Annotated in this window: 13 protein-coding genes; 7 read left to right on the top strand and 6 right to left on the bottom strand. The window is 63.0% G+C overall.

Translation table 11 applies throughout. The features are described from left to right. Nucleotides 1-12 precede the first annotated feature (12 nt). Together DQG19_RS00520 and DQG19_RS00515 are read left to right on the top strand one after the other, a co-directional pair. Entirely contained in the window at nucleotides 13-936 is a 924-nt protein-coding gene (locus DQG19_RS00520; protein ID WP_116124279.1) for a hydroxypyruvate isomerase family protein, read from the top strand. Between the two features lie 12 nt (nucleotides 937-948). Continuing rightward, on the top strand, nucleotides 949-1668 hold the full coding sequence (locus tag DQG19_RS00515) for a hypothetical protein (protein ID WP_157974246.1): 720 nt from the start codon (nucleotides 949-951) through the stop codon (nucleotides 1666-1668). Here the strand turns inward: DQG19_RS00515 and DQG19_RS00510 are convergent. After that, nucleotides 1665-2462, bottom strand: coding sequence for an MBL fold metallo-hydrolase (locus DQG19_RS00510; protein WP_116124277.1), 798 nt, complete (start codon nucleotides 2460-2462; stop codon nucleotides 1665-1667). The genes DQG19_RS00515 and DQG19_RS00510 overlap by 4 nt on opposite strands. A gap of 99 nt (nucleotides 2463-2561) precedes the next feature. On the opposite strand from DQG19_RS00510, the gene DQG19_RS00505 reads away from it, so the two are divergent. Then, on the top strand, nucleotides 2562-3257 hold the full coding sequence (locus tag DQG19_RS00505) for a DUF2490 domain-containing protein (RefSeq protein ID WP_157974245.1): 696 nt from the start codon (nucleotides 2562-2564) through the stop codon (nucleotides 3255-3257). 2 nt (nucleotides 3258-3259) lie between these two features. Here DQG19_RS00505 and DQG19_RS00500 read toward each other — a convergent pair whose 3' ends face one another. Next, nucleotides 3260-5890 (bottom strand): M14 family zinc carboxypeptidase, encoded by a 2631-nt coding sequence (locus DQG19_RS00500; protein ID WP_116124275.1) that lies wholly within the window; start codon nucleotides 5888-5890, stop codon nucleotides 3260-3262. Between the two features lie 351 nt (nucleotides 5891-6241). On the opposite strand from DQG19_RS00500, the gene DQG19_RS00495 reads away from it, so the two are divergent. Beyond that, the gene (locus DQG19_RS00495; protein ID WP_116124274.1) at nucleotides 6242-7879 is read left to right on the top strand and encodes a caspase family protein; all 1638 of its coding nucleotides are present in this window, start codon (nucleotides 6242-6244) and stop codon (nucleotides 7877-7879) included. 6 nt (nucleotides 7880-7885) lie between these two features. Here the strand turns inward: DQG19_RS00495 and DQG19_RS00490 are convergent, their stop codons facing one another. Genes DQG19_RS00490 through DQG19_RS00480 form a run of 3 tightly spaced genes read right to left on the bottom strand, consistent with a single transcriptional unit; the run spans nucleotide 7886 to nucleotide 9619 of the window. Then, the gene (locus DQG19_RS00490) at nucleotides 7886-8860 is read right to left on the bottom strand and encodes a YbbR-like domain-containing protein (protein WP_116124273.1); all 975 of its coding nucleotides are present in this window, start codon (nucleotides 8858-8860) and stop codon (nucleotides 7886-7888) included. Beyond that, nucleotides 8829-9140 carry a preprotein translocase subunit YajC gene (yajC, locus tag DQG19_RS00485; protein WP_116124272.1) on the bottom strand — a complete coding sequence of 104 codons (312 nt, stop codon included), beginning with the start codon at nucleotides 9138-9140 and terminating at the stop codon, nucleotides 8829-8831. The genes DQG19_RS00490 and yajC overlap by 32 nt, the downstream gene beginning before the upstream one ends. Nucleotides 9141-9157: 17 nt before the next feature. Then, a complete protein-coding gene (locus tag DQG19_RS00480; RefSeq protein WP_116124271.1) occupies nucleotides 9158-9619 on the bottom strand; it encodes a DUF1573 domain-containing protein in 462 nt (153 codons plus the stop codon). 116 nt (nucleotides 9620-9735) lie between these two features. On the opposite strand from DQG19_RS00480, the gene DQG19_RS00475 reads away from it, so the two are divergent. Together DQG19_RS00475 and DQG19_RS00470 are read left to right on the top strand one after the other, a co-directional pair. Continuing rightward, nucleotides 9736-10251: a shikimate kinase gene (locus DQG19_RS00475; protein WP_116124270.1), complete on the top strand. Its 516-nt coding sequence runs from the start codon at nucleotides 9736-9738 to the stop codon at nucleotides 10249-10251. A gap of 5 nt (nucleotides 10252-10256) precedes the next feature. Continuing rightward, nucleotides 10257-11660 carry a S8 family serine peptidase gene (locus DQG19_RS00470; RefSeq protein WP_116124269.1) on the top strand — a complete coding sequence of 468 codons (1404 nt, stop codon included), beginning with the start codon at nucleotides 10257-10259 and terminating at the stop codon, nucleotides 11658-11660. A gap of 191 nt (nucleotides 11661-11851) precedes the next feature. Here the strand turns inward: DQG19_RS00470 and DQG19_RS00465 are convergent, their stop codons facing one another. Further along, complete coding sequence (locus DQG19_RS00465; RefSeq protein WP_116124268.1) at nucleotides 11852-13195, bottom strand: dihydroorotase; 1344 nt, start codon at nucleotides 13193-13195, stop codon at nucleotides 11852-11854. 192 nt (nucleotides 13196-13387) lie between these two features. Here DQG19_RS00465 and DQG19_RS00460 point away from each other — a divergent pair, with 192 nt between their 5' ends. Continuing rightward, the gene (locus DQG19_RS00460; protein WP_157974244.1) at nucleotides 13388-14071 is read left to right on the top strand and encodes a hypothetical protein; all 684 of its coding nucleotides are present in this window, start codon (nucleotides 13388-13390) and stop codon (nucleotides 14069-14071) included. Nucleotides 14072-14101: the final 30 nt, after the last annotated feature.

The raw sequence follows: 14101 nt of genomic DNA, 5'->3' as shown, positions 1-14101 counted from the left end.
AACCCCTCGATCATGCACCGCCGCAACGCCCTTAAACTTACCACCGCCGCCCTCGGCCTGTCACCGCTCGCCTCCGCCGCCGGATTCACCCCCACCGCACCTGCGCGCCCCGCCGCCGAAACCTTCAACTTGGCATTCGCGCCCCACGCCGGGCTCTTCCCCACCCTCGCCGGTGAGGATTACCTCGACCAAATCCGCTGGGCCGCCGACATGGGCTTTCACGCCTGGGAGGACAACGGTATGGGCGGCCGTGAACCCGCCATGCAGGAAAAGATCGGCAAGCTGCTCGATGAGAAAAATATGCAGATGGGTGTCTTCGTCGCCAACCGGATCAATTGGCGCGAACCCACCCTGACCAACGGCGCCGGGGAACACCGCGACGCCTTTCTGGAAGATATCCGCCAGGCCGTCGACGTAGCCAAGCGGTGCAACGCGACCTGGATGACCGTGGTGCCGGGCTTCGTACAGATGCGCCTCGAACCCTTCTACCAGATGGCCAACGTGGTCGAAACCCTCAAGCAGGGCGCCGCCATCCTGGAGCCGCACGGGCTCGTGATGGTCCTCGAGCCGCTCAACTACCGCGACCACCCCGGTCTGTTCCTCAATAAAGCCGCCCAGGGCTACGCGATCTGCCAGGCCGTCGGTAGTCCCTCCTGCAAGATCCTCTTCGATATCTACCACCAGCAAATTCAGGAGGGCAACCTCATCCCCAACATCGACGCGGCCTGGGACGAGATCGCCTATTTCCAGATCGGCGACAACCCCGGACGCAAGGAACCCACAACCGGCGAGATCAACTACCAGCGCGTCCTCGCCCATATCCACGATAAAGGCTTCGAGGGCGTCTACGGTATGGAACACGGCCGTAAGAACGACGGCAAGGCGGGCGAACTGGCCGTACTGGAGGCCTACCGGGAGGTCGACGTTCCCGCCTGATAAATGCCCGTTATGACGACGTGCCGCGCCTACCCGCTTCGCTTCCTAACCGTGAGCCTGACGGTGCTCTGCCTTTGTGCCTGTGGCGGCCCGGAACCTTCCGACGATCGCCAACCCGTCGTGCCGGAAGCGGAAGCGGCAGAGGAAGCACTACCTCCCGTGCCGGAGACAGATCCGACCCTGGCGGATACACGTCCCCCTGTGACCAATACGCAAGACCCTATCGACTGGATCAGGGAGCGGTATAGCGACTTCCAGCGTATAGAGCGCGACGGGCAGCTGGACTGCGATACCGTGACCTATGAATGCCCGGGGGAAGCCCGCTTCGGCAGTTTCGTGTTTTGCTACAGCGATGTTGGGTTGACGCGGATCACCCACGAGATGACGCTGGGAGACCACTTCGGGGTAACGGAAAGCTACTTCTACGACGGTGAGGAGCTGTATTTCGCACACCTCACCCAGGGTGCCTGGTCGTTCGGCGGGCCGCCCCGGATCGACGAGGCCGGCAACGAGGTCCCCGGAACCATCGACGAAGTACACGAGGAACGGCGTTATTACGACCAGGGTGCTTTGATCCAACGCCTTTTCAAGGACTACACGATCACCTCCGGTCAATCCTCCCCCGGCCCGGATGAAATCCCCAACCGCCCGACGGGCGAGGGGGTAACGGCCGGCCTGGGCAGCGAAGCGGTCTTTGACGTTTCTACCGCCTATACGTACGATTGCCCCTAGCGCTCGGTGTACCAGTTCTCGAGGCGCACCTCGATGTCATCGTTGCGGTCGGTCACCATCGTCTGAAAGGCCTCCACGTCGCTTTTAGTACCGTCTTGGTTGCGGTAATGGTAGGGATACACGACGGAGGGCGCGAAGTCGACCACGGCGTCCGCGGCTTGCTCGATATCCATAGTGTAGGGCAGATTCATGCAGACAAAGGCGATGTCGATGTCACTCAGGTTGCGCATGGCGGGGACCCCTTCCGTATCGCCACTGAAGTAGATCCGCTCCTCGGGACCGGCAAAGTCCAGCACGTAGCCGTTGAACTGGCCTTCGGGGTGGAAATTCTCCTTTGGGGGCGGGTTGTAGGCGGGGATGGCCTCGATCGTTACATCCTGCCAGTCCCAGCTCTCGCCGTTGGCCAGCGCGTGGGTACTCGCAAAAGTGGTGTTGGGGTTAGCCTCCATGACGGCGGCGGGGGCCACCAGGGTAGCCTGCGTCAGGTCAAGACCGGCCAGCGTGGCGGAGTCGAGGTGGTCGCCGTGGGTGTGGGTGATGAGGACCAGGTCCGGCGGTCCGTAGCTGGTGTAGCGCTCGGCACCGTCGTAGGGGTCGACGAAGATCGTACGGTCGCCCTGGGTGAGCACGACGGAGCCGTGGACGATCGGGTGCACTTCTACCTCAGCGGTGTTTTCGGATTCGACCGCGGGGGTGTCGGAGGTGCTTTCGGGCGCGTCGGTGTTCGCGGTGTCCGGATTTCCGCAGGCGGCGAGGACGCAGGTGCAGAGGAACAGGTAGAGGTAATGGCGCATGGTAAAGTGGGTTAGTGTATGTCGGTACAACGGAAAGGGGCCGGGCGGGTTGGTTTGCAGTGGACTATCTTTCCCGGTCGTTTTACGTCTCCCCTTCCCTTGCGCACCCTCCTCGCCTGTACCGGCCTGCTCTTCACCGCCGCCCTGAGCGGTCAGCTCAGCCTGTTTTCCGGCACCTCCTTTGAGCACGAAGTGACGCCCCGGTGGGGGTATAACTTTGACGTGGAATATCGGCAGGTACTGCCGACGGGACAGGAAAACCGGTTTCTGGTACTCCTGGCGGCCAACCGACTCGTCACCCGCGGCCTAGATGTCACGGGTGGCCTGCGCCTTACACCCTACTACGGGACCGACCCGACTACCCTGCGCCTCTTCACCGACCTCAACTACGCATACCCGATCGGTGAAAGTCCCTGGGCCGTAGAGTTGCGGTTGCGCGGCCAGTACGAACGGGAATTTACGCGCGACGACGTGCGGCCGGAAGTGGCCGTACGGCCCCGCCTGGGGTTGGCGTACAGATTGTTTGCGCACACCGGACTGGTAGCCGAGTATGAGTTCCGGTACCGCTTCGACGTGCGCGACGAAATCGTTCAGCACCGGTATACCCTGGTCCTCGAGCAACGCATTTCCACGCGCGTCAACGTGGACGCCTTCTTCCGTTTCGAGCGCGAGCCGTCGGGTGCGGGCGTTGCGGCGCACCCGTACGTGGGACTGTACCTGTTGTACGTCCTGCCCGACCGACGAGACCGCGACTGGCGCTACCGGTCGCCCTTCGGACACAGCCTGCTATTCTGATCCTACATGCCGGGCACCAGCATGACCGCGTTCTGCATCAGCCGGCTGGGGCCCCGCCAGAACATCCGGTAGTGAGGATTGTCGATCAGGTAGACGATCTGTCCCTGCCCGATACTTCGCACGCCGGCCCAGGTAGTACCGGCCAGCAGGTCGAGGCTTTCCTCCGGGGCGTAGCCGGCCGCGAGCAGGTTGGTAGTATCCGGAATATAGCGCCCGACGGATTGCAGGCCGGCGGCGGGCTGCAAAGCCGTACTCCCGAACTTGAGGGTGTACACCTCGTCCTTCATGCCGAAAGCCAGCGGGTGGGTGGTATCGAGGGAAGCACGGAGCGCGGTGCCGGGCACGTTCTTCTTTCCGTAGTAGTCGGTCCGCTCCTGGTAGGTAAGGTTGGCGGCGGCGGCCGAGGTATCGCGGCTCGGCGTCACGAGCTGCTGATCGGTGAACTTGCGGTCCGCGGTAAAAAATTCGGAGGATTCGCCGACGGTCACCAGGGTACCGCCCGCGGAGATCCAGTCGCGCAGGGTAGCCCGCTCGGTTTCCCCGAAGACCGCTTCCAGGTTGTTGGCGTCGGGCAGGATGAGTACGTCGTAGTCGTTAAGGTCCGCGTAGCCGTAGCGGGAACCGAACTTGGGTACTGCGGTCTGCCGCAGCACCGAGGTACGGATACGGGTCACCGGCAAGCGCGTTTCCCAGTCGAAGAGAAAGTAGATCTGCCCGCTGGTGTAGGTATCGAAGGGCTCGTCGACTAGCATGGCCACCCGGGGTTCCCGCAGGGGAAAGTTCCGGGTGCTGGCCAGGTCGTTTCCCGACTGCATGCGGCCGGTGGTGAATCCCCGGATCGTCAGGCCGTAGTCATCCGCCAGCCGCTGCATGAGCTCGGGCAGACTGGCTTCCACGTCGAGGTTCCTGCCCCGCAGCACGATAAGGCTGCCGGCGCTAAAGGCGTTGCCGTCATCGTCCGTGAAGCCCTCGAGGGATGCCCGCACCCGTACCCCGGCCTTCCACAGTTCGGCGAGCGCCTGGGGGGCGTTGCGCTGCGACCAGTCGATGGCGTAGGCGTAGACCAGCCCGCCGGCAGGCATGGTGAGCCCGCCCCTTCGCTCGATAAGGGTAACGGGTTCGGTATCAACCGTCAACGGCCCTCCGAAGCGGTACGCCTCGAGGTTGTAGGCCAGCGGAGCCGACCAGGTACTCATGTCGTACATCACGCTGTCCTCGATCTCCAGCTGCTCACCCAGAATGCTGTTGACGAACAGATGGCGGGGCTGCTCCGTAGCTACGATGAGGCTTCCGGCGGCGTGGGTACGCTCCCGGGTCGCGCCGCCTTCCCGGTAGCCAATACCCGAGGCGGTGAGGGGTTCCAGCGTGCGCTCCACCTCCACCCCGTTCAGCAGCAGCAGTTGCAGCAGGTCGTCGAAGTAATCGCTGCCGTCGTTTTCGATCAGGTAAGCGGTGGTTTCGGCGCGGCTGTTCAGGGGATCCCAGGCCGCGAGGCTGTACCGCTGCAGTGCTTCGCGATTGGCGGCGGCGGTCTGCAGCTGGGCTACGCTCGATGCGTAGTGGTCCCAGATACGCTGGCGCAACGTCAGGATAAATCCGTCCTCCGTTTCCACGGCGCGCCCGGCCCCGATGCCGCCCTGCTCGTTGAGCATGCCGATGCCTCCCATCACGGACGGGTAGCTGCTGCCGTAGCTGGGATAGAAGAAATCAAAGCGATCGCGGGTGAAGTAACTGATCCCCTGGGCGTCGAAGTTGGCAATGTTGGCCCGGCCGAAGGTGTCGGTCCATCCCTCGTAGGCGTCAGGGAGGATGAGGTTGCGGGGCGTGGTGCCGGGGGTGGTAAAGTAATTGGCGTCGTAGCCCTGCTCGTGGTAATCGGTATGCACGTTGGGCATCCATCGCTGGTAGGCGGCGGTGTGGCCCCGGCTCTCGGGATGGACGCCCCATACCCAATCGCGATTGAGGTCGAACCAGTAGTGATTCGTCCGGCCGTTCGGGAAGGGGGCGTAGTGCTCCAGGTCACGCGGCTCCTCGCCTCCGGTGGCCCGGGCCATGCCGTTGTACCAGTACACGTAGCGGTCGCGGCCGTCGGGATTGATGCAGACGAACAGGAGGTTGACGGTTTGGTCGAGCGCCGCCAGGGTAACGGGATCCTCGGTGGTAGCCAGTTCGTAGGCAAACTGCATGGCCGCCTCGGTGCTGCTGGCCTCGTTGCCGTGGATATTGTAGCTGTAGCTGTTAATGACGGGTTGATCGTCCAGGATACCCTGCACCTGCGCCCCCGCCGTCCGGTAGCCGTTGACCAGCGCGAGTTGATTGCGACGGATGAACTCGATCCGGTTCATGTTCCGGGCCGAGCTGACGGTAAGCAACAGCAGGGGGCGGCCTTCGTAGGTACTACCGTAGCGCTCCAGCCGGATCCGGTCGCTCACCTCCGCGAGGTACTCGAAGTAGGCGACCGACCGGGCGTACTCGGTAAATCGCTCCCCCAGGCGGTAGCCGAGGAATTGCCGGGGACTGCGCACGTTGGAGGCCGCCAGGTTCTCGGGGAAGGTCAACCGTTCGTAGACGTCCGTCTGTGCACTGAGCTGCAAAAGACAAAAAAAGAAAATTACGAATGAGTAAAAGCGCATACCTTATATTCCGGTGAGGCTGGCAAAATAGGGCGGAAGCCATGCCGAACCCTTTTCCGCGGGTGTTTTCTACAAAATTTCCCACGGTCGCGGGGGCCGCTACCGTTCCGTGGGCTGGTGGTACCGTTCCGTCAAAGGGTGCGGTTATTACCTCCAGGACACGCAATTTTAGGAGGGTCACTGTGGCTATTAGGGCGACACACCCGTTATATTTCGCTATCAGCGTCTCTCTCAGAATGAACGTATTGTTTTTGCTTTAGTACCGGCCCCGTCCCGCACGCTGGCCGCACCCGTTACCAACCGGGTGTTTTGTTTGAGACCTGATACCGTACACATTCTTACACGTCAAACATGTTGAAATTCCTTTTCCTGCCGTTGCTGCTTATTTGCACCACGGCACTCAGCGCCCAGGGACGCTGTCAACGAGGCAATTGTTACACCGGCGAGGGCGTCCTGCGATTTGCGGACGGCGCGCTCTACACCGGAACGTTCCGGGAGGGACAGTTCAATGGCACCGGCACCCTGACCTACCCCGATGGCTCGGTCTATTCCGGCAGTTTCCGGGCCCAGCTCCAGAGTGGTCCGGGGAAGCTCATCGACGCCAGCGGCAACCGCTACGAGGGCATGTGGCGTGAGGGGCGTCGTCACGGGCGGGGAAAAGTGATCTACACCGACGGCGGCGAGATCGTCGGTACCTGGGTGGACGACGTGCTCGATGGCGAAGTCGCCTATACCTTCGCCAACGAAAACTACTACGTGGGTACCCTCCGGGAAAACGCCCTCGACGGCTTCGGCACCATGGACTACGCCAACGGCGACCGCTACGTCGGATTCTGGTCCGCCAACCGGCCCAACGGCCGCGGCCGGATGACCTACGCCGACGGCACCGCCTACCAGGGCGAATGGCTGGCCGGCGAGCCACGAGTCGACTGGGCGACCCTCGGCTTTGTCGGAAATACCGCCGACCTCGTCAACTGCAACGAAGGATGCCCCGACGGCGACTCACGCTACACCTACAGCGATGGTACCACCTTTTTCGGCACGACCCGTGACGGCAGCCCTGACGGGCGGGGCACGGTCATGTTCCCGAACGGAAACAGCTACCACGGCGCCTTCAGCAACCACCGTCCGAACGGTCTCGGCGTCATGCAATACCCCAGCGGACTGATCGAGGGCGGCCTCTGGCAGGACGGACAGCTGGCCCGCCCGATGTACACCGCCCAGGGCAACGCACCGGTCGCGGCCACGGCCGAGTACGACCCGGAAGTGAAGGTGTGGGCCGTGGTTGTCGGCTGTGCCTACTACCAGCACATGAAAACGCTGCGGTACACGGACGACGACGCGTACCAGTTCTACGCCTTCCTGAAGAGCATCGAGGGCGGAGCCCTCACCGACGAGCAGGTGAAGGTCCTGATCGACGAAGACGCCACCCACGAGAATATCCTTGCCGCCCTGCACGATACCTACCGCAAGGCCGACGAGAACGACGTTATCCTGTTCTACTTCAGCGGCCACGGCCTGCCCGGCTCCTTCCTGCCGGTCGACTACGACGGCGAGCGCAACGCCCTGGCCCATGCCGACGTCCACGCCGCCCTGGCGGAGAGCCGCTCGCGGCACAAGGTGGTGATCGCCGATGCCTGTCACAGCGGCAGCCTGGCGGCCCGAGGCGTGGGCGGGAACACCGGCATGCTTACCGACTACTATTCCGCATTGACGAATGCCCAGGCCTCTACCGCGCTGATGATGTCGAGCCGCGGGGAAGAGATCAGCATGGAAGACGGCGGACTCCGGTCCGGGGTGTTCAGCCACTACCTGATCCGGGGCATGAAGGGGGAAGCCGACGCGAATAAGGACGGCATGGTGTCCATAGAAGAACTGTTTACCTACGTACACCGTGAAGTGCGGGGGTACACCGGCAACCTGCAAACCCCTACCCTGACCGGGAATTACGACCGCAACATGCCGGTGTCCGTGACCCGCGCCCGCTGATCGGCCCTACTCCGGACGATTGTAGATATAGTACTCGACGGCCCGCGGCTCGAACTCCGCTTTGATCTTCTCGGGATACCGCGTCAGCCGCAGCGGCACCGTGTTGTGGGGATCGTCCGTCTGCATCCGGCTCAGGTCTGCCTCTACCTGAAAATCGGTGGCCCGTACGGATCCGAAGGCCCGCTGTGGAATGGTGGCCCGCACCGTCACGAAGGCCGGAAACACCCGGGAAGAATCGCTGCGCGGTGCATTGTAGAGGGTAACGGGTACCCGAAATTGCTGCTCGATAAAGGCCTCCACGTCAACGGCTACGGTGACCTCATTGTAATCGAGCACGAGGCCCTCCGGAGGGGGTTTCAGGGGGACGGTCTGCCGGAGGCTTCCCTCTACGTTATCGAGTACCAGGGGCTCCGACGGCCACGATTCAATCCCGGCCAGCACGTCGATGGCACCGGAGACGGTCACGCTGTCCGGCCGGAGGGACGTGCCCCCCGAGGAGGCGTAGCCCGGGGCATACCTGACGTCCACGTTGTTAATTACCGGCACCCGCTTGCCGTCGCGCCGGGTGGTGACGATCCGCTGGGGTTCGTAATTGAGGTTTTCGATCTCCAGGTCGCCGCTGCTCAGCTGGCGGCGCACTTCCTGCTCAAGCAGGTTGCGGTTGAGCTGGATGCTCTCTTTATCACCGATGTCGAGGGTGATGTCAATATCGTTGCCGCGCAGGCTTTCCCAGATCAGGTTCCAACCACGGCCATGGATCCGGACCGGCACGTTGCTGGGCGGGTCACCGGCGAGGGCCCGCTGGGGACTTACGGCGTAATTGACCACGACCACCTTATTGATGTCGTAGTCCTGTGACAGATTAAGAATAAGCCAGAACACGAAGGCCAGACCGATACACACCAGCAGCATCTGCCGGTCGGTCGTCTCCATATTGCGGAGCGGATTGCTATCCTTCAGTTTTTGGAGGGTAGATGGCATCGGTGAGTTCCTTGGAGATCGCGTTTTTGGTGACCTGAATGTAGGTCTTATTCCCTACGTTGAGGGTAACGATCTGGTCTTCGAGCTTATCGATGATGCCCAGCATGCCACTGGCCGTGACTACGCGCTGGCCCTTCGCCAGTCCTTCCATGAAGGTCTTCTGCTGCTTGCTGCGGCGGCGCTGGGGGATGATCATGGTGAAGACGAGCACGGCGAGCATGGCGATCATGAAGAAGCCGTTCGTGAACAGATCGCCACCGGCCTGGAGGAGGAGGGTCATGGGGTAGTTACTTTTAATTAATCGTTGAGTACGGTGCCGTCGACGTACACGGTGGTCATCGAGGGGTAGGTATTGGCGGTGAGCGTCACCGGTTTACGCTGCCGGCCGTACTTGTGGGCGGTATTGAACTCCACCCGGACGGTACCGGTGCCGCCCGGCGGTATTGGCCGTTCGGGGTAACTCGGTACGGTACAGCCGCAGGTCGACCGGGCATCGGTGATCATGAGCGGCACGCTTCCCGTGTTGGTAAAGGTAAACTCGTGGGTGACCAGTGTTCCCTCCGGTACTTCGCCGAATAGGTACTCGGGTGCTTCGAAGGACATCCGGGCCACGTCGGTACTGTCGGCGTCGTTCGCGACCGGATTCCGAATCAGGCTGGCGTTGTCGTCGGCCGCTTCCGGGGTCTCGGCCTCGGGCGCCGGGTCACTGGCACAGGACAGCAGAGCGGTAAACAGCAGGAAGTAAAGAAGTTTGTACATACCGTCCGGTTGGGCCCGCAAAGATACTCAACCGGGCGGCAACCCGGGTAGGTGGGGCGTTCCGGTTTCCCGGCGCGGGGAGTGTATATTTACTCCCCCACAACTCCACCGCTTACATGCGTCTTTTCCTTACCGGCTTCATGGGGTCCGGAAAAAGTTACGTCGGCCGCCGCCTGGCCGACCGGCTTGGCCTCCCCTTTCTCGACCTGGATGACCTGGTCGAAGAACAGACTAAAACCACGATAGCCGAACTGTTCGCCCGGGTCGGAGAATCCAGTTTCCGCGATCTGGAAAGCACCATGCTGCGGGAGCTCGATAATCTGCCGATGTTCGTCCTGGCTACCGGCGGCGGAACCCCTTGCTTCCACGACAACATGCAATGGATGAACGGGCAGGGCACCACGGTCTTTCTCGACACCCACCCCGAGATCATCGGTGCCCGGCTGGCCGATGAACGCGACAAACGCCCGCTTCTCCACGGCCCCGAGGACTTGCCTACCCTCATCCGGCGGCGCCTCGAAGATCGCCGCGAATGTTATGCCTCCGCCAAAATTCACGTCGTACACGACAACCCCGAGGACGACGTAGTGCGTTTGGTGGAGAGCCGGTTGAACGCTCACCGGCCTAACTGATCTCCATGCCACGTTTCCTCCTGCTATTCTGTACCCTGCTCTTCGCTACCGCCCTGTCCGCCCAGGACGATCCACAGCAGCGCCTCTACTTTATCGGATTCACCGATAAGGCAGGTACTACCTACAGTGTCGACCGGCCGGAGGAGTTCCTCAGCACCCGCGCCCTCGAGCGGCGGCGTAAAGTCAACGCGGCGGTCACGGAGGTTGACCTGCCCGTCAGCGCCGCGTACGAGCGGCAGCTTACCGACCGCGGGGCCAAGATCTGGTTGCGCAGCCGCTGGATGAATGGCGTAGTCGTAGCCACCACGGCCGGGGAGCTTGACGCCCTGGCCGACCTGCCCTTCGTAGATACCACATTCTACGCCGCTCCCCTGCAGTACGCGCGCGCTTCTGCCCTGCCCGCAGCCCCCCGGCTCGATCGACCGGCACCGGTCGTACAGCGGGTGCCGGTGAACGAAACGTTCTACGGGTACGGATACAAGGACCTGTCGCGCATGAACGGCGACAGCCTGCACCGCCTGGGCTTCCGGGGCGCAGGCGTACTGGTGGCGGTACTGGACGGCGGGTTCCCGAGCGTTGAATACAAGGATTTTCTGGGCTACGATCAAATCGAGGCCGTTCCGGGTAACTACGACCTAGTAGAGCAGGACAGTACCGCGCTCGACGGGTCTACCCACGGTGCTACGGTACTTAGCACCATGGCCGCCCAGCATCCCTTTTTCTTCATCGGCACGGCCCCCGAGGCCCGCTACGTGCTCTTCAAGACGGAAAACAGCCGCGGGGAACACCGCATGGAGGAAGTCAACTACGCGATCGCCCTGGAAATGGCCGACAGTGCCGGCGTAGACGTGGTGAACAGCAGCCTCGGCTACACCACCTTCACCGACAGCAGTATGGACTACACCTACGACGACCTGAACGGCAAGACGTCTCCCGCGACCATCGCCATCGACCGGGCGTTCGCGCGGGGCATCATCATCGTGACCAGCGCCGGCAACAGCGGGGCGGACGAGTGGAAGCATATCGGCATCCCCGCCGATGCCGCCGGGGCCTTCAGTATCGGGGCGATCGGGCCCGACGACGAGCGGGCCTACTTCAGCAGCTACGGGCCCACGGCCGACGGTCGTACCAAGCCCGACGTGAGCGGGCCCGGGGTCATGGTAGCCGCCGTGGCCGCCAACGGCAAGGGGCTCACCCCGGCCAACGGTACCAGCCTCAGCGCACCGCTGGTGACCGGGCTAATCGCCTGCCTGGTGCAGGCCGTCCCGGAAGCTACGAACCAGGAGATCCTGGACGCCGTTCGGGCTACGGCCTCGCAGGCGAACGCGCCGGACGACACGCTGGGGTACGGCAAACCGGATTTTGCCGCCGCGTACCGCTACCTTATTCAGCGGCGGCAGCAGCCCTGACCGCTGCCTTTTTTGCCGCGCGACTTGTACCGGCAGCGCCAGATGCTTATTTTTGAGAATCCCGCCCACGTGCCGCCCGCACCCGGCGGTCCCACGAACTCGCCGGATTTACCCGGCACCGCTTTTTTATTTGGTATCAGTAAGTTGGAACGAGCCCCGGCATCCTCTGGATGACCGGGGTTCTTTATTACTTACCTGCGGAAGGCCAACCGCTCGCCGCGTACCGTGTCGTTGACCCGGCCGTCGGCGTAGGCCAGCTGGCCGCTCACGATGGTTTCCCGTACCCGGCCCCGAAAGTTCATGCCCTCCAGGGGCGACCAGCCCACGTGGTAAAGGATGTTCTCCGGGCGGACCGTCCACTCGGTTTGCGGGTCGTAGATCACCACGTCGGCCCACATCCCCTCGTCGAGGAACCCGCGGCGATCGACCTGAAAGCAGATGGCCGGCGCGTGGCACATCTTCTCCACTACCCGTTCCAGGCTGATCTTCCCCTGTTGTTCCAGGCGCATCATCAGGTCGAGGCTGTGCTGCACCAGCGGCAACCCTCCCGGGGCCTTGAAGTAGTCGGCCTGGGCCTTCTCCGCGGCGGTGTGGGGGGCGTGGTCGGTCGCCACGACGTCGAAGTGGTCGTCGAGGAGGGCCGGCAGCAGGGCCGCGCGGTGGTGCTCCTCCTTGATGGCGGGGTTGCACTTGATGCGGTTTCCGAGGCGGGCGTAGTCGTCGGCGTTGAAGGTGAGGTGGTGTACGCAGACCTCCGCGGTGATGCGCTTCTGCTCCAGCGGGATGTCGTTGCGAAAGAGCCCTACCTCGTCGGCGGTGCTGATGTGAAGGATGTGCAGGCGGGCGTTGTGGCGGGTTGCGAGCTCCACCGCCAGGGAACTGCTCTTGAGACAGCCGGCGGCGGATCGGATGTTCGGGTGCTCGCGGACCGGGATCTCCACGCCGTATTTCTCGCGCGCCTCCGCGGCGTTGTGGCGGATGGTGGCCTCGTCCTCGCAGTGGGTAGCGATCAGGAGGGGGATGCGGGAAAAGAGCGCGTCTAGGGTACGTTCGCTGTCCACCAACATATTACCGGTGCTACTGCCCATGAAAATCTTCAGTCCGCACACCTGCTCGGGATCGGTGCGCAGGGCCTCGTCGAGGTTATCGTTCGAAGCTCCCATGTAGAAGCTGTAATTGGCTACGCTGGTGGCGCCGCCGATGCGGTACTTCTCGTCGAGCAGCAGCTGGGTGAGGGCGGCGGGTTTGGTGTTGGGCATCTCCATGAAGGAGGTGGTACCACCGGCCACGGCGGCGCGGGCTTCGGAGCCGATGGTCGCCTTGTGCGTGAGTCCGGGCTCGCGGAAGTGTACCTGGTCGTCGATCACGCCGGGCAGCACGTAGCAGCCCTCGGCGTTGATCTCGCGGTCGGCCCGCACGTTGAGGGAGTCTTCCACGCGGGTGATGAAGCCGTCTTCGATGAGTAGGTCCCCTACCCTGCGTTCCCCGCGATTTACGATGGTTCCGCCCTTGATGAGGATGCTTTGCCGCGCCATAAATGTGTTTTCGGCCAAGGTAAGGCCACCTCCGCCGATTTTAGGACGCCGTTAATAGAACGGTGGGACTTTTTAAGACTTTTCGCTGCAACCTTTGGGATGCGACAAACGCCCTTCACGTGAATCAACTGCCGGCCATCCGCCACTCGGGCGGGGACGCAGGTGCAACGCAAACCCGCAAACGCATTACCCATGAAGACCCTGTATTCACTATTGACCCTTTGTTTATTTACCGGTGCTCTCGCGGCCCAGGAGCTGGCTTACGCCGCCCCCGCCCCCGCCCCCGCTACCGACGCCGGTCCCCGCTTGGCTTACCGGTCGGCCGCTCCCGTGCATGCATCGGTTGCCGACTATTCGCTCCGCCGGGAGAAAACCCTGCTTGGCGACCTTGACTTTACCGGGGCGTGGGGCGGCCCCACCTATAACTACTCGGCGACGGGCGACGACTGGTCGCTGGTCCGCGGTGGTTTTGGTGGCCTGGAATTCGGCGAAACCGTGTTCCTGGGCTACGGAGGCTGGAAAGCGCGTGAAAACTTCACCACCGACGAGGAACCGCTGGTCGGCGAACGGCCGCAGTATGAGTTCCGCCACGGCGGATTCATCATCGGGGTGGCGCCCGGCGCCGACAACGTCATTCACCCCCGCTTTACCGCCATCGTGGGCCCCGGCCGCATCGATGTGGAGGGAGAAGGACGGGACCGCATGCTCGTGGGCCAGCTTATGGGCGGCGCGGAGATCAACCTTTTCCAGTGGTTCCGTCTGGGTATCGAGGGCGGCTACCGCTTCGCGAGCGGCGTGGACAGCGACGTCATCACCGCCAAGGACGTCAGCGGCGCGGTCGTCCAGATCGAGGCCCGCTTCGGCTGGAGCTGGTAAGTTGTCCCCGGCTGGCGGCGGCTTTCCTAC

It is taken from the genome of Lewinella sp. IMCC34183 (genome assembly GCF_003390915.1).
In the GTDB taxonomy this organism is placed as follows: domain Bacteria; phylum Bacteroidota; class Bacteroidia; order Chitinophagales; family Saprospiraceae; genus Neolewinella.
Note: the sequence above shows the minus strand (reverse complement) of the source record. Positions and strands in the feature narration are given on the sequence as shown.

Coding starts and splice junctions, on each gene's coding strand:
- DQG19_RS00520 (WP_116124279.1), top strand. CDS start 13: ATGCACCGCCGCAACGCCCTTAAACTTACCACCGCCGCCCTCGGCCTG.
- DQG19_RS00475 (WP_116124270.1), top strand. CDS start 9,736: ATGCGTCTTTTCCTTACCGGCTTCATGGGGTCCGGAAAAAGTTACGTC.
- DQG19_RS00470 (WP_116124269.1), top strand. CDS start 10,257: ATGCCACGTTTCCTCCTGCTATTCTGTACCCTGCTCTTCGCTACCGCC.
- DQG19_RS00495 (WP_116124274.1), top strand. CDS start 6,242: ATGTTGAAATTCCTTTTCCTGCCGTTGCTGCTTATTTGCACCACGGCA.
- DQG19_RS00465 (WP_116124268.1), bottom strand. CDS start 13,195: ATGGCGCGGCAAAGCATCCTCATCAAGGGCGGAACCATCGTAAATCGC.
- DQG19_RS00480 (WP_116124271.1), bottom strand. CDS start 9,619: ATGTACAAACTTCTTTACTTCCTGCTGTTTACCGCTCTGCTGTCCTGT.
- DQG19_RS00515 (WP_157974246.1), top strand. CDS start 949: ATGACGACGTGCCGCGCCTACCCGCTTCGCTTCCTAACCGTGAGCCTG.
- DQG19_RS00460 (WP_157974244.1), top strand. CDS start 13,388: ATGAAGACCCTGTATTCACTATTGACCCTTTGTTTATTTACCGGTGCT.
- DQG19_RS00490 (WP_116124273.1), bottom strand. CDS start 8,860: ATGCCATCTACCCTCCAAAAACTGAAGGATAGCAATCCGCTCCGCAAT.
- yajC (WP_116124272.1), bottom strand. CDS start 9,140: ATGACCCTCCTCCTCCAGGCCGGTGGCGATCTGTTCACGAACGGCTTC.
- DQG19_RS00510 (WP_116124277.1), bottom strand. CDS start 2,462: ATGCGCCATTACCTCTACCTGTTCCTCTGCACCTGCGTCCTCGCCGCC.
- DQG19_RS00500 (WP_116124275.1), bottom strand. CDS start 5,890: ATGCGCTTTTACTCATTCGTAATTTTCTTTTTTTGTCTTTTGCAGCTC.